Origin of the sequence: Kitasatospora sp. NPDC091257 (assembly GCF_044757675.1) — a bacterium.
GTDB classification, from domain to species: Bacteria; Actinomycetota; Actinomycetes; order Streptomycetales; family Streptomycetaceae; genus Kitasatospora; species Kitasatospora lactacystinica.
In genome coordinates this window covers 1-19,770 of the sequence record NZ_JBIVVI010000017.1, presented here as the reverse complement: position 1 = coordinate 19,770, position 19,770 = coordinate 1, and the positions used below count along the sequence as shown (strand labels likewise).

At 73.4% G+C, this 19,770-nt stretch carries 19 protein-coding genes; 8 read left to right on the top strand and 11 right to left on the bottom strand.

From position 1 onward, the window contains the following. The 4 genes from ACIQOV_RS01675 to ACIQOV_RS01660 all read left to right on the top strand — a co-directional run. On the top strand, positions 1-302 hold a 302-nt coding region (locus ACIQOV_RS01675), incomplete at its 5' end, for a hypothetical protein (protein WP_401043678.1). Positions 303-315: 13 nt separating this feature from the next. Next, on the top strand, positions 316-2,598 hold the full coding sequence (locus tag ACIQOV_RS01670) for a hypothetical protein (RefSeq protein WP_401043676.1): 2,283 nt from the start codon (positions 316-318) through the stop codon (positions 2,596-2,598). Then, positions 2,595-3,200, top strand: coding sequence for a hypothetical protein (locus tag ACIQOV_RS01665; protein ID WP_401043673.1), 606 nt, complete (start codon positions 2,595-2,597; stop codon positions 3,198-3,200). Before ACIQOV_RS01670 ends, ACIQOV_RS01665 begins: the two co-directional genes overlap by 4 nt. Then, positions 3,197-3,724 carry a hypothetical protein gene (locus tag ACIQOV_RS01660; protein WP_401043670.1) on the top strand — a complete coding sequence of 176 codons (528 nt, stop codon included), beginning with the start codon at positions 3,197-3,199 and terminating at the stop codon, positions 3,722-3,724. The genes ACIQOV_RS01665 and ACIQOV_RS01660 overlap by 4 nt, the downstream gene beginning before the upstream one ends. Before the next feature lie 27 nt (positions 3,725-3,751). Here the strand turns inward: ACIQOV_RS01660 and ACIQOV_RS01655 are convergent, their stop codons facing one another. From ACIQOV_RS01655 to ACIQOV_RS01645, 3 genes are all read right to left on the bottom strand, one after another. Continuing rightward, positions 3,752-4,366 carry a hypothetical protein gene (locus ACIQOV_RS01655; RefSeq protein WP_401043668.1) on the bottom strand — a complete coding sequence of 205 codons (615 nt, stop codon included), beginning with the start codon at positions 4,364-4,366 and terminating at the stop codon, positions 3,752-3,754. A 91-nt stretch (positions 4,367-4,457) separates the two neighbouring features. After that, positions 4,458-5,345: an LLM class flavin-dependent oxidoreductase gene (locus ACIQOV_RS01650; RefSeq protein ID WP_401043666.1), complete on the bottom strand. Its 888-nt coding sequence runs from the start codon at positions 5,343-5,345 to the stop codon at positions 4,458-4,460. Between the two features lie 87 nt (positions 5,346-5,432). Further along, complete coding sequence (locus ACIQOV_RS01645; RefSeq protein ID WP_401043664.1) at positions 5,433-6,344, bottom strand: serine/threonine-protein kinase; 912 nt, start codon at positions 6,342-6,344, stop codon at positions 5,433-5,435. Between the two features lie 101 nt (positions 6,345-6,445). Here ACIQOV_RS01645 and ACIQOV_RS01640 point away from each other — a divergent pair, with 101 nt between their 5' ends. The 3 genes from ACIQOV_RS01640 to ACIQOV_RS01630 all read left to right on the top strand — a co-directional run bounded on the left by ACIQOV_RS01640 (position 6,446) and on the right by ACIQOV_RS01630 (position 8,644). After that, a complete protein-coding gene (locus ACIQOV_RS01640; RefSeq protein WP_401043662.1) occupies positions 6,446-6,991 on the top strand; it encodes an RNA polymerase sigma factor in 546 nt (181 codons plus the stop codon). Next, entirely contained in the window at positions 6,988-7,836 is an 849-nt protein-coding gene (locus ACIQOV_RS01635; protein WP_401043660.1) for a hypothetical protein, read from the top strand. Before ACIQOV_RS01640 ends, ACIQOV_RS01635 begins: the two co-directional genes overlap by 4 nt. A 94-nt stretch (positions 7,837-7,930) precedes the next feature. Then, positions 7,931-8,644: a hypothetical protein gene (locus ACIQOV_RS01630; protein ID WP_401043657.1), complete on the top strand. Its 714-nt coding sequence runs from the start codon at positions 7,931-7,933 to the stop codon at positions 8,642-8,644. A 195-nt stretch (positions 8,645-8,839) separates the two neighbouring features. On the opposite strand, the gene ACIQOV_RS01625 is transcribed toward ACIQOV_RS01630, so the two are convergent. Beyond that, positions 8,840-9,028 carry a hypothetical protein gene (locus ACIQOV_RS01625; RefSeq protein WP_359898072.1) on the bottom strand — a complete coding sequence of 63 codons (189 nt, stop codon included), beginning with the start codon at positions 9,026-9,028 and terminating at the stop codon, positions 8,840-8,842. Positions 9,029-9,189: 161 nt separating this feature from the next. Between ACIQOV_RS01625 and ACIQOV_RS01620 the strand changes: the two genes are divergently transcribed. Beyond that, positions 9,190-10,032 carry an HAD family hydrolase gene (locus ACIQOV_RS01620; protein ID WP_387693977.1) on the top strand — a complete coding sequence of 281 codons (843 nt, stop codon included), beginning with the start codon at positions 9,190-9,192 and terminating at the stop codon, positions 10,030-10,032. Between the two features lie 85 nt (positions 10,033-10,117). Here the strand turns inward: ACIQOV_RS01620 and ACIQOV_RS01615 are convergent, their stop codons facing one another. The 7 genes from ACIQOV_RS01615 to ACIQOV_RS01585 all read right to left on the bottom strand — a co-directional run. Further along, entirely contained in the window at positions 10,118-11,035 is a 918-nt protein-coding gene (locus tag ACIQOV_RS01615; RefSeq protein ID WP_401043653.1) for a phosphate ABC transporter ATP-binding protein, read from the bottom strand. Positions 11,036-11,058: 23 nt separating this feature from the next. Next, positions 11,059-11,970 carry a class E sortase gene (locus ACIQOV_RS01610; protein ID WP_359898076.1) on the bottom strand — a complete coding sequence of 304 codons (912 nt, stop codon included), beginning with the start codon at positions 11,968-11,970 and terminating at the stop codon, positions 11,059-11,061. After that, positions 11,967-13,784: a phosphate ABC transporter substrate-binding protein PstS gene (locus ACIQOV_RS01605; RefSeq protein WP_401043650.1), complete on the bottom strand. Its 1,818-nt coding sequence runs from the start codon at positions 13,782-13,784 to the stop codon at positions 11,967-11,969. The genes ACIQOV_RS01610 and ACIQOV_RS01605 overlap by 4 nt, the downstream gene beginning before the upstream one ends. Before the next feature lie 38 nt (positions 13,785-13,822). Further along, on the bottom strand, positions 13,823-15,061 hold the full coding sequence (pstA, locus tag ACIQOV_RS01600; RefSeq protein ID WP_359898080.1) for a phosphate ABC transporter permease PstA: 1,239 nt from the start codon (positions 15,059-15,061) through the stop codon (positions 13,823-13,825). A 109-nt stretch (positions 15,062-15,170) separates the two neighbouring features. Beyond that, the gene (gene pstC, locus ACIQOV_RS01595; RefSeq protein WP_359898082.1) at positions 15,171-16,202 is read right to left on the bottom strand and encodes a phosphate ABC transporter permease subunit PstC; all 1,032 of its coding nucleotides are present in this window, start codon (positions 16,200-16,202) and stop codon (positions 15,171-15,173) included. 112 nt (positions 16,203-16,314) lie between these two features. Further along, on the bottom strand, positions 16,315-18,786 hold the full coding sequence (locus ACIQOV_RS01590; protein ID WP_401043647.1) for a hypothetical protein: 2,472 nt from the start codon (positions 18,784-18,786) through the stop codon (positions 16,315-16,317). Positions 18,787-19,171: 385 nt separating this feature from the next. After that, positions 19,172-19,770, bottom strand: a 599-nt coding sequence (locus tag ACIQOV_RS01585) for a hypothetical protein (RefSeq protein ID WP_401043644.1), incomplete at its 5' end; no start/stop codon positions are given.

Genomic DNA, 19,770 nt, shown 5'->3' with positions numbered 1-19,770 from the left:
GCGGGGGCGGGGCCGGCTTCAGCGCCGACCCCAACGCGCTGACCACCGCGGGGAACAACTCCGACCAGATCCACGCCCGCCTCAACACCGACGGCCGGGGCGCCGACGAGGCCACCACCAAGGTCTCCACCTCGCTCGCCAACTGGAGCACCGGCAAGGCCGCGGCGGGCGCCGCCGGCACCTGGGACCAGTGCGTCGCCGCGCTCGGCGGCACCATCGGGCAGACCACCCAGGCGCTGCGCGCCACCGCCACCAACTACCGCCAGAACGAGTCGGCCGTCCAGCACGACCTCGGCGCCTGAGAGAAGAGCAGCGATGGTCGACTTCCACGAGCTCAGTACCGCCGACTTCGGCGTCCTGGACACCGCCGCCACCGCCTGGACCACCGTGGCCCAGAAGCTCAAGTCCATGGACGACGACTGGGACAGGACGGTGATCGCCCAGGTCAACTCCGCCTGCTGGACCGGCCCCTCGGCCGACCAGGCCCGCCCCGGCCTGCAGCGCACCAACGAGCAGCTGACCGCCGCCGTCACCGAGGCGAACGCCTTCGCCTCGATCTTCACGGAGGCGTCGACCGAGTTCAAGGCGGCGAAGACCAAACTGGACAAGGCGGTCGCGGAGGCCCGCACGGCCGGGCTGACCGTCACCGACAACGGCACCGTCAGCTGGCCCCCGGCCGACAACGCCACCCGGCACGACTACGAGGCCCTCCGGGACTACCAGAAGGAGTGGGGCGACAAGGCGGAGGCCGCCCGCAAGGCGATCGACGCCGCCGTCGCCGAGGCCGCCGCCGCCGACGAGCGGATCGCCTACGCGCTGCGCGCCGACAGCATGACGGACGGGCAGAAGTCCTTCAACGGCAAGGCCATCGGCGGCGGCCCCGAGGCCGACGGCAAGCGCGCCGCCCAGCTCGCCGCCAAGGGCGGGGACATCACCGAGCCCGAACTCACCGAGCTGAACTCGCTGCTGGCCTCGCACGGCGACGACCCGAAGTTCGCCACCAAGTTCTACCAGGACCTCGGCCCGGACGGCCTGATCAAGTCCTGGAACGGCATGGTCGGCGACCCGGCGCACCCCCGCGACGACAAGTCCCCGCGCTGGAAGGCCTACCAGGACCTCCAGAAGAACCTGGGACTCACCCTCGCCACCGCCACCCGCACCACCAACGAGCCGCACCTGTCGGACGAGTGGTCCGCCGCGCTGCGCAAGGCCGGATCCCAGCCGGTCTGGGACAAGCCCTACCGGGCCTCCGGCCTCGACTACGTGCCGTACGGCTACCAGGTGCTCTCCGGCATCCTGATGAACGGCAACTACGACGCCCACTTCATCAACCCGATCGCCGAGCACGTCACCCAGCTCGACACCCAGGACAGGTACTGGCCGGCCCCGATGCCCGGCTCCAAGATCCAGGGCTTCAACCTGACCGGGGGCGACGAGGCGGGCTCCGGCTTCCGTCCCACCACCGCCGTCCTGGAGGCGCTCGCGCACAGCCCGGAGGCCGCCAACACGTTCTTCACCGAGCAGCCGACCGCGTACAACCAGGACGGCACGGTCAACCAGGGCGGCAAGCCCAAGCCCTCGGACTACTTCGACTACTACGCCCACGACAAGGACTGGATCCCGGACACGACCTCGCGGGACTCCAAGGTGTGGGACGCGAGCAAGCAGGCCGGGCCGGCCGCCTTCGGCCGCGCCCTGGAGGCCGCCACCACCGGCCACCCGTACGACGAGCCCGGCCCCGTCCCGCCGGAGCGGCACACCACCGAGCAGGCCGACCTGATGAAGCGGGTCGTGGACACCTTCGGCCGGCACGGCGACGACGGGGGGCTGGACGACATCAAGGGCGACGGCAAGCTCGCCGCCATGCGGGGCAGCCTCGGGCACATGACCGCCGAGTACATCGGCGACGTGCAGAACGCGCTCGCCCTCACCCACGAGCTGCCGGTCAACGGCTCGCCGGCCAACCTCGGCAAGTCCTCCGTGGAGGGGCTGATGGACGCGCTCGGACGCGATCCGGAGTCCTACGGCGCCGTGGTCAACGCCAACCAGGCGTACACCACCGCCCTCATCCGCGGCCACATGGACGGCGGGCAGACCGACTTCGCCCGGCTCAACGTCGACATCAACAACATCGCCCACGCCGGCGGGATCACCAGCGGCATCCTCAACGAGGCCCGGGTCGACGAGGTGCACTACAAGCACGCCGAGTCCGACAAGGAGTTCAACGAGGCGCTGGAGAAGAACGTCGGCTACGGCAAGGACGCCTTCAGCGCCGTCATCGGCACCGTGACGGACAAGATCCCGCTGGGCGGCGAGGTCGCCGACCAGATCATCGACTCGATCGCCGAGAGCGTGATCGAGGCCAACAAGCAGGACACCACGGCGGCCGGCGACCAGACGGCGCGCGACGAGAACGCGAGTGGACAGAACCAGGCGGTGGGCAGCGTCAAGCAGGCCGTCAAGGACGCCGGCGGCACCTCCGGGATGAGCCGCGAGGACGTCAACCGCCTCGCCGAGAGCGCCGGGATCAACGTGATGAACGGCTACAGCAACGGGGTCGTCAACAACCACGTCAACCACGCGAAGGGCGGCGCGTGAAGGACCTCGCGGCCCGGTGGGGCCGCTTCCTGACGAACCGGTGGGGGTGGCGCCTCGACAGCCGGTGGTGGCTCCCCCGCGTGCTGGTCCTCGCGGTGGCGGGGGCCGGGACCGTCGGCTACCTGGACTGGCGGGGCCACCGCCCCGCCGACCCGCCCGGCCGGGCCGCCCACCTCTGCCGGATGCCCACCGGCGCCGGCACCCCGCTCGCACGGCTGCTGCCCGACGGCGGCCAGGACGTGGAGGAGCGGACGAAGGCCCTCATCGGCCAGGACCCGCAGACCTGTGTCATCCGGGTCGACGGACGCAACGTGATCACCTTCACGTCCGTCCGGCGCCAGGGCGAGCTCGCCCTCACCGCCGAGGGCGCCAAGCACCCGGAGGCGCGCGGCTTCGACATCGCCGGCCTCGGCACTTCGTGGCCGGGCGGCGCGGCCGTGGCCGCGAGCTGCCTGGGCGGGAAGTACACCTCGAACGACTACGTGCAGCTGGAGGTCACCGCCGGGGAGGCCGCCCGCGCCTCCGGCGACGGCGGCCGGGCCGACCTCGAAGAGCTCACCCGGGCCGCGCTGGTGGAGGCGAGGAAGGACCGGTGCTCATGAAGCGTTCCCAGGCGCTGCTCGCCGGCGGAACGGCGCTGCTGCTCGGCGGCGGCCTGCTCGGCTGGCACCTGTACCTCGACCACGGCGCGTACCGGCCACCGGCCGTGTCCCTGTCGCACGGGGAGTGCCGGGGTCTGCTGGACGACCCGGCCGTCGCCGAGCTGCTCGGCCGGGCCCCCCGGGTCTTCGCGGTCACGGAGTACACGTCGGCGACGGCCGAGGTCAAGCCGTCCCTGCACTGCCGGATCTCCGGAGAGGACGGGCGGTCGCTGACCGCCGACGCGGAGTTCGGGGACGTGCGGTCCGGCGGCGACACCCTCGGAGCGGCCGCCTTCGGCTGCTCGGTGAACGGCCGGACCGAGGCCTACCGGGCCGTCCTCAGGATCACCGTGAAGGACGGCGGGCACCTTCCCGACGGACCCGGCCGGAAGCGGATGGGAGAACTGGCGGGCGGCTTCGCCGAGCGGGCCGCCGAACGGCAGCTCGGCTGCGCGGGCGGCGCCGAACGGCTCGAAGTGATGTGAGCCGGCCGGCGCCGCTCCCGGCGCCCGTCAGCTGTGGGCCCGCTCCCACAGCTCGGTGACCTTGCCGGAGGCGTCGATCGCCACCTTGTAGTCACCGGCCGAGCAGGGGTACGAGCCCTTCTCGTTGTGCGGCGCGGCGAGGCACTCGTTGACGTGCTTCACCAGGTCGGCCAGGTTGACGTCCTTCGGCGGGGCCAGCACCGAGCTCAGGTGGCCCTTGGCGGTGGGCGCGAACGGGGCGCTCTTGTCCGCGCCGACCGGCTCGAAGACGACGTCGTTCACGCCGCAGGCGTCCTTGGTGTCCTTGTAGACCAGGGTCGTCGCGCTGGTGCCCTTCGCCGGGTAGACCCACTTCTGCCCGGCGGGCAGCGGCCCGTGGGTGCAGAAGCCCTCCGGCTCGCCGTCGGCGGACGGCGTGCCCGTCGCGGCGGGCTTGCCGGTCCCCGCGGGCCTGCCGCTCGGCGCCTGGCTCGCGGCGCCGGCCGGGGCGGCGGTGGGCGCGGCGGAGGCGGCGGTGGTCGCCCCGCCTCCCGCGCCCTGGTCCGCGCTGTCGTCGGGGCCGCAGGCGGCCAGGCCGAACGCCGCGGCGGCGACCAGGGCGGTGGCGAGAAGTCTCCTGGAACCGGAGCTGGAAGAAGGCATGACGAAGGAACCCCCGTGGTGACGCATGATCAGTTCGGTATGCGGCCGACAGACTAGCGCCCCGGGCCGACGCCCGCCCCGCCGACGGGGCTCAGCCCAGCCGGGCGAGGCCCTCGGTGGCGATCTCCTCGAAGACGGCGAGGTCGTTCTCGAAGATCGAGTCGGGGATCGGCCAGTGGATCACCAGCTCGGTGACGCCCAGCTCCCGGTAGGTGCCCGCCCAGTCGACGAAGGCCTCCACCGACTGCAGCGGCTTCTCCGCGGTCGAGCCCTGGAGCAGCACCTTCTCCAGCGTCGCGACGTCCCGGCCCCGCTCCTCGCAGGCGGCCGTCAGCTTCTCGATCTGCCGCGCGATCACGCCGGGCGCCTGCTCGACGGGCACGTCCGCCGGGCCCTTCGGGTCGCCGTACGTCACCCAGCCCTGCCCGTGCTCGGCGGCCAGCCGCAGCCCGCGCGGGCCGGTCGCCGCCACGTAGAACGGCAGCCGCGGCCTCTGCACGCAGCCGGGGATGTTCCGCGCCTCGACCGCCGAGTAGTACGTGCCCTCGCGCGTGGTGGCGTCGCTGCGCAGCAGCTCGTCCAGCAGCGGCACGAACTCCCCCAGCCGGTCCGCCCGCTCCCGCGGCGACCACGCCTCCTGCCCCAGCGCCGTCGCGTCGAAGCCCGTCCCGCCGGCCCCGATCCCCAACGTGAACCGGCCGCCGGACACGTCGTCCAGCGTGATCAGCTCCTTCGCCAGCGTCACCGGGTGCCGGAAGTTCGGCGAGGTCACCAGGGTGCCCAGGCGCAGCCGCTCGGTGGCGCAGGCCGCCGCCGTCAGCGTCGGCAGCGAGCCGAACCACGGCTCGTCCTGGAAGGACCGCCACGACAGGTGGTCGTAGGTGTACGCGGTGTGGAAGCCGAGGTCCTCGGCCCGCCGCCAGATCTTCTGCCCTTCGCTCCACCGGTGGACGGGGAGGATCACGGTGCTCAGTCGCATACCGGCGACCCTACGGCAGCCGTCAGCGGCCGGGCCTGCTCGTCGGGGCCGCCGTTCGGGCCGGTGCGGACCGGCTCCCTGCCGGATTCAACGCCGCAGCCAGCTCAGCAGGGTCGTCGCCGTGAACACCGCGCCCGACGCCAGACAGACCGCGCGCGGGGTCAGCCACCCCGGGCCTTCCAGGGGCCGGGACTGCGGGACCGGAGCCAGCAGCGCGTCCGCGAAGGCCTGGGCGGTCGCCGGTCGGTCCGCCGGCTCGACGGACATCGCGACCCGTAGCAGCAGGGCGATGTTCGGCGGGAGCTCCGTTCCGGCCGGGAGTGCCGGCAGCGTCGAGGCGGTGGACCGGCCGGTCATCAGGGCTGTGGCGCGTCCGCCCGGGCCGAACGGCTTCTGCCCGGTCAGCAGCTCGTAGGCCACGACGGCCAGCGCGTACACGTCGGCCCTCCCGTCGAACCCGCCGGTCTGGAAGGCCTGTTCCGGTGCCATGTACGCGGGCGTGCCCGTGGTCACCGTCAGCCCGGATGCGTCGGCCAGTTGCTTCGCGCTGCCCAGATCCGCCACCAGCACCGCGGCGGGCGCGGGGCCGGTGGCGAGCAGCAGGTTGGACGGCTTGACGTCGCGGTGCACCACGCCCGCCTCGTGCAGGACCTGGACCGCGTAGCCCGCCTCCGCGGCCAGCCGCAGCGCCTCCTGCGGGTCGCACTGCCCGACCCGGTCCGCCAGGGTGCCGCCGCGTACGTAGTCCATGACGAAGTAGGGACGGTCCTCCTGCACCCCGACGTCGTGCACCCGGACCACCCGCGGGCTGGCGATCCGGCGCAGCAGCCTCGCCTCCGCCAGGAACCGCTCGCGCACATCGGCGTTGGCGGCCCAGTTCTCGGCCAGCACCTTCACCGCGACCTCGGTGTCGAGCTCCGGATCGTAGGCCTTCCAGACCGTGGCGAAGGAGCCGGCTCCGAGCCGCTCCAGAAGGAGGTAACGGCCGAGCTTGCGCATGTGGCAGCATTCTGCCGGAGTCGGGGGGAGTGCGGAACTCCCGTTCGACGGACGGGATGGCCGGGCGGGATGGCCGGGCGGGACGACACGGGGGGATCCGGATGTTCGAGGAAGGCGAGCTGGAACGGCTCGTGGCGGCTGCTCGGGCGGGGGACCCGGGGTCGATGGAGTACCTGCTGGCCAAGCTGCGGCCGGTGGTGCTGCGCCGCTGCTCGCGCTTCCTGCCCCACCACGCCGACGCGGAGGAGGCAGCGCAGGACGCGCTGCTGTCCATCAGCACGCACCTGGGCGAGTACGGCGGCCGCGGCTCCTTCCAGGGCTGGGTGACGGTGATCGCCTCGAACGCCGCCCGGTCCACCTACCGCTCGATGCGCCGGCGCGCCGAGGACAGCCACGCCGACCTCCCCGAGTCCGTCGACCCGCGCACCACCAGCGTCATCGCCGGGACCCGGCTCGACCTGATGGAGGCGCTGGCCGCGCTGGAGCAGCAGCACCCCGTCCTGGTGGAGGCCTTCGTGCTGCGCGACCTGGGCGACCTGACCTACGTCCAGGTGGCCGAGGAGCTGGGCGCCCCGTTGAGTACGGTCAAGGACCGTATCGACCGGGCCCGCCACTTCATGCGCGAGCGCCTGGTCACCGGTCCGTGAACGGCGGTCCCGCGGCGGGCGGCGGCCGCGTCGTCGTCCGGCTCCGGTCCGCCGTCGCCGCCCTGGTGGCGGCCGCCGCGCTCGGGCTGGCGACCGGCCGGTTCGTCCTGCCACCGCCCCCCGGCACCACCGCGCACCCGGCGGCACGGTCGGGTGCCGCGGTCGGCGGGGCGTCCCCGGGCGCGTCCGCTCCCGCGACGCCCGGCGGGTCCGGCCCGACGCCCGCCTCCTCGGCCTCCGGCTCCGCCTCGCCGACCGGTGCGACCGGACCGGTGACGACCGCGAACCTTCTGGAACCCGCGGCGTTCGGCCCGGACATCGGCATCGGGCGGATCCACGTCACCGACCGGTACGGCGACGGGGCTTACGCCAACGCGGCCTGCTCCGGCGAGAAGACCCTCACCCAGACCCTGGGCGGGCATGGTGCCCACTTCCGCGGACTGATGACCAGCCCCCGCACCAGCCCGGACGACCCCACGCGGGCCGCCGACCACGTCGACCAGGTCGCCCGCGAGGTCGCCGCCGAGACCCCGAGCCCTTCCCGGGCGCAGAACTTCGCCGAGCGCCTGCTGCTGGAGGAGGTGCCCTGCCAGGAGGCAACGCCAGGGCACTGGGTCTACGGAAGGACCACGACGCTGCAGCTCGCCCCGGACGTCACCGCGAGCTGGATGGGCTCCTACCAGGGATCCCTCAACACCAGCGGCACAGCGCCCGAGGGCAAGGAGCCCTGCGGCGGCATCGCCGTGCTGCGCAGCGGCAGCCACTACGGGGTGCTGGAGGTCGATGCCTGCCTGGGGACGGCCGCGATGGACCGCGTCGTCAGGACCGCTCTGTCACAGCTGTGAAACAGCCGGTCGGGGGGCCGACTTTCCGTCCTTGGGCGGCATCTCCCCGGTTGTACGAGGACGCAGCAGGCGTCCCGACCAACAGGGGGACCAGATGACCGAGAACCAGGCCGTCCAGCAGAAGTCCGTTCGCCGCAACCGGGTCGCCGCCGCGGCCTGCTTCGCCGCCGCACTGATCACGGTCGGCGTCGTCGGCACCCAGTCGGCCAGCGCCGACGGGGCCGCGCGCAACGCCGCGCACCCCACCGCGGTCGCCGCCCACCCGGTCACCGCCGCCCACCCGGCCGCGGTCGCCGCCGGACTCGGCTCCGCCGACCTCGTCCAGAGCGAGGACTTCCCGCAGGGCCTGAACCCGGTCGGCGCGACCATCGCGCTGACCGGACGCGAGGGGCTGTCCGCGTGCTCCGGCGAGGAGACGATGCGCGACCTGACCAAGGACAAGGCCACCGCGTACGCGTCCGTGACCTGGACCTTCGACACCGACGGCCGACTGTACGAGTCGGCCGCGAGCGCCTCCACCGGGACCGAGGCCGCCACCTGGGAGCAGCAGCTCGTCGCGCTCGTTCAGGACTGCCAGGACGAGCCCGCCGGCCACTGGCACTACGGCGCGGCCCACACCCTGACCGTCACCGGCGGCACCGCCCGCTGGTACCCGGCCTACAACGGCGACGGCACCGTCAGCGGCGGGGTCGCGGTCCTGCGCAGCGGCACCAGGGTCGCCGTCGTCGAGCTCACCGGCCGGCGCACCGACGCCCCGACCTACGTCGAAGGCATCGCCGCCGCGGCACTGAACCGCCTCTCCTCCTGAACGACGGCCCCGCTCCGCCCGCGCCGCCGGGCGGAGCCGGCCCCGAACCACCCGGCACGGCACGTACGACGGCGCGGTCGGGGCCAGGAGCATCCGAGGCTGCGTGCGGACCCCGCGGGTCCCCTTCCACGTCGCCGCCACCGGCCCGCACGGGCCGAGGCCGACGGCCGCCGCGCGGGCGCCCGCGCGGCGGCGCTACGGGTGCGGGCGGGTGCGCTGGGCGGGCAGGGACGGGGCGCAGGTGCGGCGGGCGAGTTCGGCGAGGGTGTGGAAGAGGACGTCGCCGAGCAGGACCGGGTCGCGCGAGGCGTCGGACGCCCGCGGGTCGCGGGTGTCGGGGCGGGCGGTCGGGGGCGGCTGGTCGCGGAGCTGGCGTGTGGGCATGGCTCTTCCTGCCGACGGGGTGGCCGTGGGCAGTCATGCCCGGCGCGGCCGGCCGGGCACCCCGGGGCCGGGGGGATCGGCCGGAAACGGCGTACGAAGGGCTTGATCACGGCGGGGACGGCCGGTGGCCGCGGGGCCGGGCCGGTGACCCTGCCGCGCCGATGGGCGAAGATGGACCGGTGACCGAACCCCGTACCGCGCCCCGCCTCATCGCCACCGACCTGGACGGCACCCTGCTCTGCTCCGGTGGCACCGTCACCGACCGCACCGCCGCGGCGCTGGCGGCGGCCGAGGCGGCCGGGGTGCAGGTGGTGTTCGTGACCGGGCGGCCGCCGCGCTGGATGCAGCAGGTGAGCCCGCACATCGGCGGCCACGGGGTGGCGATCTGCTCGAACGGCGGCGCGGTGGTGGACGTGCGGCGCGGCGAGCTGCTGGAGACCTTCCCGCTGCCGGTGGAGACCACCCTGGCGGTGGTCGAGGCGCTGCGGGCCAAGCTGCCCGGCACCGCGTTCGCCTTCGAGCACCCGGGCGGCTGGGCCCGCGAGCCCGGGTACGCGGTGCCGATGTGGGGCGACGAGCTGGAGCACGAGGTCGGCACGGCGGAGGAGTTGCTGGGGGCCGGTGGGTCGGTCCGGGGCCTGTTCAAGCTGCTGGCCAAGCACCCGGACCTCGATCCGGACAAGTTCCTCGCCGAGGCCAGGGAGGCGGCCGGGCACCTGGCCGAGATCACCCGCTCGGCGGCGATCCCGCTGCTGGAGATCAGCGCGCCCGGCGTCACCAAGGCCAGCACGCTGGCCCGCTGGTGCGCCGGGCGCGGGATCGACCGGAGCGAGGTGGTGGCCTTCGGCGACATGCCGAACGACCTGGAGATGCTGGCCTGGGCCGGCACCGCGTACGCCGTCGCCAACGCGCACCCGCAGGTGCTGGCGGCGGTGCCGCTGCACACCCTGAGCAACGAGCAGGACGGCGTCGCGGCGGTGCTGGAGCGGCTCCTCGGCCGGTAGGACAACGGGAACCGCTCCGGCCGGGAACGGCCGGAGCGGTCGGAACGGTCGCAGCGGTCGCAGCGGTCGCAGCGGTCGAACCGGCCTAGCCGAAGCGGCCGTTGACGTAGTCCGAGGTCCGCTGGTCGCGCGGGCTGCCGAAGATCTGCTCGGTCGGCCCGGCCTCGACGATCCGCCCGGGGGTGTCGTGGGTGGCCAGGAAGAACGCGCAGGTCTGCGAGACGCGCTGGGCCTGCTGCATGTTGTGGGTGACGATCACGATGGTGAGCCGCCCGCGCAGTTCGGCGATCGTCTCCTCGACCCGCCGGGTGGAGGTCGGGTCGAGCGCGGAGCACGGCTCGTCCATCAGCAGGATGTCCGGCGAGACGGCCAACGACCGTGCGATGCACAGGCGTTGCTGCTGGCCGCCGGAGAGCGCCCCGCCCGGGGTGTGCAGCCGGGTGGACACCTCGTCCCAGAGCCCGGCCCGGCGCAGGCTGGTCTCGACCAGGTGCCGGCGCTCGTCCTTGGACACCTTGATCCCGGCCAGCTTGAGCCCGCTGGAGACGTTGTCCTGGATGGACATCGCCGGGAACGGGTTGGGCCGCTGGAACACCATGCCGATCCGGCGCCGCACCTCGGCGGGCCGGCGGCCGGGCCGGTAGACGTCGTCCCCCTCCAGCAGCACCTCGCCGGAGAGGGCGGCGCCGCGCACCATCTCGTGCATCCGGTTGAGGATCCGCAGGTAGGTGGACTTGCCGCAGCCGGACGGGCCGATCAGCGCGGTGACCTCGCCGGCCGGCATCGCCAGCGAGACCCGCTCCAGGACCTTGCGGCTGCCGAACCAGGCGGAGACGTCGCGGGTCTCCAGTCCGGCGAGCGGCTCGTCGTCGGGGTGGCCGTCCGCGTACCGCCGGTCGGCGTACGGGGCGGGGGCGACCGGGGGGAGGGTGATGGTGTCGGCGACCGGGTCGGCCGGTGAGGGGGCCGCCGGCGGGGTTTCGGTCAGTGGTGCGTCGGTCATCGGAACGGTCCTCCGGGCGCGCGTCAGTAGAGGTTGGGCAGCAGGGCGGCGGCGTTCTCGTAGACCGCCCAGAGCAGCGCGCCGACCACCGGCGCGAGGCTCAGGTACGCGGCCGAGCGCCGCCAGTACCGGGCCAGCAGCAGGGCGCCGGCCACCGCGCCGAGCAGGCCGAGCGACCACAGCTGGAGCGTGGCCAGCGCGCCCTTGTCCGCGGCCAGTGCCTTGTCGTACGGGACGGTCGCGGGCCGGCCGCCGGGGTTCTGCTGCGGGTCGCCGTCCAGCCGGGCGCCGATCAGCACGGTGGAGCCGGGGATCCAGTCGGAGTCGCCGGTGACCAGCACCATCCGGTTGCGGGCCTGGTCGACGATCGGGTGGTCGCCGTCGCCGTACACGTTGACGGTGTAGGTGAACGTGCCCTGGCCGGTGGTGGCTTCGATCTTGTCGCCGACCCGCAGCCTGGACAGCTCGGCGAACGGCGCGCCGAAGGTGGCGCCGCGGCCGAAGACCACGGCGACCCCGCGCTGGCCGGGCAGCGCGGTGTCCCGGCGGTGGCCGGGGCCGCGCATCAGGTCCCGGCCGGTGGTGCCCTCGACCACCACGGCCCGGTGCAGGCCGATCGCCGGGATGTCCAGCAGTGCCACCGGGTCGCCGTCGGCGGCCGCGCCGGTCGGGGCGACCGCCCGGGCCAGCTGGTCGCGGAAGGTCTTGTACGCGGTGGACTGGTAGTGCTTCTGCTGGACGTGCGAGAGCGTGAACAGGTACCCGACGAAGCCGAGCACCAGCGCCGCGGCCAGGCTGACCGCCCAGGCGCCCTGGAGGAACCGGCGCCGCCCGGGGGAGACGGCGGGCCGGGCCGGGGCGGCGGGCCCGACGGGGGCGGCCGGCTGCTCCGGCGCGCTCACCGCGACCGGCTTCTCCAGCACCGGGGCCGTCACGAGGTACCGCCCGAGCCGTTGCGGCGGCGCAGCAGCCGGCGGCCGAGCAGCGGCGGGACGAGCACCACGGCGAGCAGTTCCAGCGCGGTGAGGGAGGACAGCATCCAGTCCTCGGGCTTGCCGCTGACCTCGACCACGTTGGCCGCCACCTCGGTGGCGGCGCCGCCGCGGCCGCGGGCGACCACCTGGCCGGTCTGCGGGTCGACCACGTCCTCGGTGGCGTCGCCGGCGCCGGGCGCGTTCGGGTCACCGCCGGCCGCGCCGCCGGCCGCGTTCGGGTCGCCGGCACCGCCGGCCGTTCCCGCGCCCGCACCGGTACCGGCGCCACCCGCGCCGCCGCCGGTACCGCCTCCGGAGCCACCGGACCCGCCGGTGCCGCCGGAACCGCCCGCCGCACCGCCGGAGCCGCCGGCCGCGCCGCCGGAACCGCCCGCGCCCGAACCGGTCTTGACCGGCTGGCCGTTCTGCACGGTGCAGTCCAGCGGGGTGCCGGCCTTGTCGCAGGGGCTCGGCATCGGGGCGTTCTTGAGGACGGTCAGCTCCCCGGCCGAGTTGAAGGTCGGGTTGGCGCAGTTGGAGAGGGTGTTCGGGTCGACCGGGCTGGCGTTGCCGGGGATGTTCCTGGTCTGCAGCAGACCGCCCTTGACCAGGCCGCGCGGGATCGGCGAGTAGCCGAGGTCGTCCGCCTTGCCCTGGCCCTCGCACAGCACGTACGAGAGGAAGCGGCTGAGGGCGGAGCCCTTGTCGTTGTTGAAGCGCGGCGGCGGCGGGTTGGCCGCCCCGGCCCGCGGCACGATCAGGTAGCTGTAGCTGGAGATCGGGTAGGCGCGCGGGTCGTCCATGGTGTAGACGCCGTCGAGGTTCTGCTGCAGGTAGTTCGGGTCGTCCGCGGGGGTGCCGTCGTCCACGCCGCGGATCTTGGCGGCGGTGAGCGCGACGGCGACGTTGGAGGCGGTCGGCAGCGAGTAGTAGCCGGCCTGGTTGAGCACCTTCACGACCGGCCAGTTGCTGCGTTTGGCGAACGCGTACTCGTCGTAGCCGATGGTGCCGACGTTGCCCGGGGACTTGATGTAGCCGGCCACCACGTCGGAGCCGTTCTGCGCGACCATCCGGCCGGACGGCGGGAAGAACTCGGTGTAGTCGCCGCAGCTCACCCCGTTGACCGCCTTGCAGTAGGACTCCCACTGGTCCTTGTGGGTGTGCTCCATCCAGCGGGTGAACTGCGCGGTGGCGCCGGAGCCGTCGGAGCGGATCACCGGGGTGATCTGCAGGTTGGGCAGTGCCTTGCCGTAGTCGCTGGTGACCTTCGGGTCGTTCCAGTTGGTGATCTTGCCGGTGAAGATGTCCACGATGGTCTGCGGGGAGAGCCGCAGGTCGCGGACCTGCTTGCCGCCGACCACCAGGTTGTACATGAAGGTGGTGCCACCCGCGGTGATCGGCACGTAGGAGTAGCCGTAGACCGGGTTCTCCCGCTCGCCGCCGCCGTTCGCGTGGCCGTTCTGCCCGAGGCCGGTGTCCGGCGAGGAGCGGAACGGCACGTCGGAGGCGGTGAAGTCGTCCTGCCCGATCGACCACTGGGTGCGGCCGGCCGCCGAGCCGACCGGGTTGAAGTTGATCTGGATGCCCTGCGGGGACACGTCCTGGCGCCACTGGTCGATGGCGGGGCCGGCCCAGCTGGAGCCGTCCGCGCTCAGCGAGATCGAGGCGGCGTGGGCCGGGGTCTGCCCGATCAGCAGGGAGGCCGTGGCGAGCGACAGGGACATGGCCCCTGCCAGCAGCCGGGCCGTGGAGCGCCTTGCGGCCTCCCGGAACATGTGAACTCCTCGGGGACGGAGGGTGGTTGGTCCGGACATCAGTGCTTCGCCTGCGAGTGGAGGGCGTACGGACGGGCGATGGCGCCGAGCGCGGCCGCCTCCTGTCGACGGGCGTCCCGGTCGATCCGGCGCTTCTGGGCCCGGGTCAGCTGCCCGGGCCGGCGGCCGCCGAGCACGCGCGCGGTGACGAACAGGACCAGCACGACGCCCATCAGCGTCAGGCCGGCCGCGAAGCCGCGCGCGATCATGCCGTCGTACGGCTGCTTGACGTAGTTCCAGATGTAGAGCGGCAGCGAGACCTGGTGCCCCTCGAAGGGGTTGCCGTTGAACTGCGAGGTGAAGCCGGAGGTGAGCAGCACCGGCGAGGTCTCGCCGACGCCGCGCGCCATGCCGAGCACCACCGCGGTCACCAGGCCGGGCCGGGCGGTCGGCAGCACCACGTTCCACACCGTGCGCCACTGGCTGCCGCCGAGCGCGTACGAGGCCTCGCGCAGGGTGCCGGGCACCAGCCGGATGACCACCTCGGCGGCCCGGGTGACGATCGGCATCATCATCACGGTGAGCGCGAGCGAGGCCGCGAACCCGCTCTTCTCGAAACCGAAGGTGATGATCACGACGCCGAGGATGAACAGGCCCGCCACGATGGACGGCAGCGCCGTCATCGCCTCGACCAGGGTCCGCACCGGGCGGGCCATCCGGCCGCCGACCTCGGACATGAAGACGGCCGCCGCGATGCCCAGCGGAACGGCGAACAGGGTCGCCAGGCCGAGCTGTTCGAGCGAACCGACGATCGCGTTGAGCGCGCCGCCGGAGGTGAGCTGGTCGAGCGGGCCGGTGTGCTCCATCGACTCGGTGAAGAAGTTGAGGTGCTGGGCCGCCTCCCAGCCGCGGCTGGCGACGTAGCCGATCTGGTCGGCGATCAGCGCGACCACCAGCAGCCCGGAGCTCCAGGCGACCACGGCGACCAGCCGGTCCCGCACCATCATCGGGTTCCACTGGAGCCGGCCGAGCAGGTAGTAGCCGGCCAGGAAGAGCAGGTACCAGCAGAGCAGGAAGCCGAAGGCGCCGCTGAACGGCAGCACCCGCTCGTACAGCACCCAGTCCAGTGCGAGCGAGCCGGCCGTCGCGCCCGCCACGGTGAGGACGTCGTCGCGGGTGACGCCGCCGATCCGGAGCTTCTTCTCGGGGCCCGGGGCCCCGGCCGCGGCGGGCCCCGGGGGCGCGGGCTCACCGGCGGGCCCGGACACCGCGACCGGCGGCAGGTCGAGCGTGGTCATCGGATGGTCCCTTCACGGTTCGGGTGGCTGCGTGGGCCGGTCGTCGCCCCGCGGGCGGGCGTCCGTGGACAGGCCCTGTCCCCGCGGGCGGTTCGGGGGTTCGTCATGCTCAGTCCGCCGTCGCGGCGCCGGAGCGCGAGCGGTTGATGACGACCCCGGCCAGCACGTTGACCAGCAGGGTGAGCGCGAACAGCACCAGACCGGCGGCCATCAGCGCGGAGAGCGACAGCGAGTCCGACTCGCCGAAGCGCAGCGCGATCAGCGCGGAGATCGAGTTGGCGCCGTTCTCCAGGATGTGGGTGATGGCCTTGAAGTTCGGCGAGATGATCAGCGCGACGGCGATGGTCTCGCCCATCGCGCGGCCGAATCCCAGCATCACCGCGCCGATGACGCCGCCCTTGCCGAACGGCAGGACCACGGCGCGGACCATCCCCCAGCGGGTGGAGCCCAGCGCGTACGCGCCCTCCCGCTCGCCCTGCGGGGCCTGGGAGAAGACCTCCCGGCTGAGCGAGGTGACGATCGGAATGATCATCAGGGAGACCACCACGCCGGCGATGAAGGTCGAGGAGGTGTACGAGGTGCCGATGTCGCCGATGCGCACCTTGAGGAAGGGAATGGCGTCGCCCAGGTGGTTGGCCATCCAGCGGACGAAGCCGATGATCCGCGGCTGGAGGAAGAACAGGCCCCACAGGCCGTAGACGATGCTGGGGATCGCCGCCATCAGGTCGACGAGCGAGATCAGCGCGGCGCGCAGGCGCACCGGGGCGTACTCGGAGATGAAGATCGCGGTGCCGAGTGCCACCGGGACGGCGATGACCAGCGCGATCACCGCGATCAGCAGACCGTTGGGCAGGACGGCGGCGATGCCGAAGTTGTGGGCGGCGGTCTGCCACTTCTGCTCGGTCAGGAAGGACCAGCCGACCGCGCGCAGCGCGTCGGTGCCGCGCAGGACCAGGAAGAAGGCGATCAGTCCCATGATCGCGAAGACCGAGAGGCCGGCCAGCCGCAGCACACCGCGGAACACCCGGTCACCCGGGGTCGCGGGGGCGGTGATGGTGCGCGGGACGTCCTGATCGGGCCCGTGGTCGGGTTGGCGTGGCGCCCCGGCGTACGGTGCCGCGGGCTCGGCGGCGGATGTCATGTGTGCTCTCCGTGCTCGGGAACGGGCGTGCTCGGTGAGGGTCCGGGGCGCTGCCTCGGCGGGAGGAAGCGCTCGGCGGGGCCGGAACGGAGGCCCCGCCGAGCGCGGGTTCCTACTTGCGGCGCAGCCGCGACCACTGGGTGCGGGCGCCGGTCAGCACCTTCGCCCCGGCCGGGGTGCCGCCGAGGAACAACGCGGCCGGTCCGCCGACCAGCAGCACCAGGCCGGCGATCAGCGCGACGGGCAGCAGCAGCCGGGCGGTGCCGGGCCGGTCGGGCACCGGGGTGCCGACCGGGGCCGCGGCGAGCGGGCCGCCGGAGGGCGCGGCGCTCGCGCCGGGCTTACCGCCGGCCGCCGCACCGGGGGCCGCGGCGCCGCCGGCCGTGCCGGTCCCGGTGGAGCCGGTGCCGGAGAGCCCGCCGCCGGACAGGCCGCCGGAGGAACCGAAGCCGGTGCCGCCGGAGTTGCCGTCCGCGCTGGTGGTGCCGGTGCCGGAGGTGCTCACCGGGCTGGTTCCGTCGACGGTGCCGCCGGAGCCCGAGCCGCCGTTGCCGCTCTCCGGGGTGCCCGGTTCGGGGTTCCCGGCCGGCGGGGCGGTCTGGTTGCCGGGCAGCTTGCCGTCCTGGGCCTCGACGTGCTGGACGGCCTGCTGGGCCTGCTGGCGCTGGGCGTTGTTGAGGGCGAGGAAGCCCTGGGCCAGCTGGCCGGGCGCGATGCCGTAGGTCTGCCCGGTGGTGGTCACCGTCTTGAGGAAGCGGGAGATCACGGCCGCCTTCGCGGCGGGCACCCCGCCGGTCGGGACCATCGCGTACTGGACGTAGCTCAGCGGGTACGCCCGCTGGTCACGGGAGAACGCGGTGTCGGGCGTGCCGTAGGGCAGCTGCTGGACCCCGGTGGCGGGGTCGGTCGGCATGTCGGCGACGGCGGCCTGGAAGCCGGCCGTGGACGGCGACACGTAGGAGCCGGCCGGGTTGAGCAGCGTGGCCTCGGGCAGCGAGAACGCCTTGGCCTGGGCGGTGTCCATGATGGCGAGCATCATGCGCTGGCCGGCCGGCTGCGCGGCGCAGGCGTCGTGCCCGCCGTTGGCGTTGTAGGTCGGCTGCTGGCAGTTCGGGCGGTTCTGGACCTGGTTGCGGGCGACCCGGGAGAGGCCCTCGGTGGAGGGCACCCACTCGAACTGCTTCCAGTGCGCCGTGTCGGCGCCGTCCTGCGGCGTGCTCGTCCCGGACATGTCCTGGGGCTGGAAGGCCTCGGCCGGGTAGCCGGTGAACCGGGGCTTCAGGTAGAAGCTGTCGACGTGCATGCCCCACGGGTCCGGCTCGCCGTCGAGGAAGCGGGCGGCGTCCGGGTCGGCCGCGATCCACGAGGTCAGCAGGTAGGTGAAGTCCGTCGTGCCGCCGGGGACACCGGGGAAGATCGTCAGGGCTCCGCCGCAGCTGGTCGGCCAGCTGATCCCGTTCTCCGGGGTCTCCGGGTTCAGCTGCCTGAACTCGGGGTCGGTGAAGAGGCAGATCGGGTTGCCGGCCACGGACGGGATGTCGGCACCGGGCGACGCGTAGGACTGGGTCAGCAGTTTGGCCAGCAGCCGCGCGTTCAGCTTCATGTCCTTGATCTGCCGACCGGTGTTCGGGTCGTCGACGACGAAGGTCACGGAGATGCCGGTCGTCGCCAGCGGGGCGTAGACGTACGGCCGCGGGGGCGGTGACGTGTCCGGCCGGGCCGTCAGCGCGAGGTCGATGCTGCTGCTGCCGCCCAGGAAGGCCGACCGGGCCTGCGGCTCGCCACCGGCCGGGATGTAGCCCACGGTCATCGGGGACTCGCCCAGGCACAGGCCCGAACGCCACTGCTGCATCGCCCGGTTGGCCATCTCCAGGCCGGCGGCGCCGAAGTCCTGGGCGCTCGCGACGCAGGAGTCCGGGGTGGGCGCGAAGGAGAGCGGGACCACGGTCCGGTTGAGCCAGGCGCACTGCTCGCTGGTGCGGTTCTTGGTCTTCGAGTTGATCCGGCCGGGCTTCATGACGCCGTCCGAAGCGGCGTTGTAGAACCTGTCCTTGTCCATCCGGTGGTCGTTGCAGTCGGCCTTGCCGCCGCGGATGTTGTACAGGTCCGTCGGGTCGCCGCCGTAGTTCGGCTCGACCACGATCGAGCAGGGGTGGGTGGCGTCGCAGCCGAGCGTGGTGCTCTCCTTGGCGCTCCACACCTCGATGGAGGCGGTGCCCGAGCCGTCCGGGCCGGTCGGGGCCAGCACCATGTTCGTGGGCCAGTCCGGCGTCTCCGTGTGCACCGGGCGGGCCGGCTGCTCGAAGCCCGCCTCGCGGTCGCCGCCGTAGAGGGTGCTGCCGTAGCAGTCCGTCACGGCGGGGTCGGTTCCGCGACACTGGTAGACCCGGACCGCGTACAGGTTGAGGGTCGACTCCACGGGCGTGGTCGTCACCGGGCCGCCGCTCTGGGTGACGGTCGGCGTGAAGCCGCTCCAGGAGACCTGGAGCACCTGGTTGGTCAGGTTGGCCGTCTGGGAGACCGTCACACTGCCCTCGTCGCCGTACGTTCCGGCGGCCGGGATCCACACCTTCGGACCGGTCACGGTCGTCGAGGAGTCGGCGTGAGCCTGCGGCGCCGCGCCCAACCCGATCGGAATGACAGCGAGCGCCGCCACCACCGCCTTGGCGAGGGCCAGGGCCGGTAGTCGACGGCGCCACCTTCCCCGACCTCTTCGGTCGGGTACGCGGGTTCTCATGCGAGGCCTCCGGGAGATGCGGGCCGCCGAGGGAGCGGCGCGAGGGCGTCGGATCGCGCTGGGGACGGACGATTCCGTGCGTACTATTCGGCCAGCCGGACATGGCGGGATCCGGTCGGCCAGGTGTACGAGACCACAACGCGGCGACTCCGTACCGGAGTTGGAAGATCCGCATGCGGCGGGCCCGCGCCGAGGCGCGGGCCCTCCGATCTGCGGCCGGGTGGAGCGGGGATCAGCTCGCCGGGGTGAAGGACAGCGCGAGCGAGCCGATCTGCTGGCCGCCCTTGAAGTACGTGGTGCCGAGGTTGGTGTCCAGGTAGTTCGCGCCGGCCGCGTCCACCTGGAAGCTGGAGGAGTTCAGGGTCTGGGTGGTGCCGGTGCGGCCGATCACGTTGTTGCCGCGCGGGTCCAGCAGCGGCACCGGGGTGGTCGAACCGTTCGGCACGGCGGTGAAGTAGCCCTTGGCCACCGAGAAGTCGAGCTGCTTGAAGGTCACGCTCTTGCCGGTCGAGAGGTTGATGAAGAGCAGACCGCCGCCGAACTGCACGTGCCCGTAGAAGCCGGGGATGTTCGCGGCGCCGTCGGTCACCGGGAGCGTCACGGTGAGGCCGGTGCCGGCGTCGAGCTTCGGGTCGGCCGGCTGCAGCGGGATGACCAGGATGCCGTTGAGCGCGGCGTCCGCCAGGAAGCTCACGTCGGTGGTGATCACGGCCTGGCCGGAGGCCGGGGTGGCGGTGGGCAACGGCTGCTGCGGGTGACGCCCGCCGGCGGGGAACTCGTCTTCGCCTACTACGAGTACGAGCTGACCACCGGCGACCGCTACCGCAACGT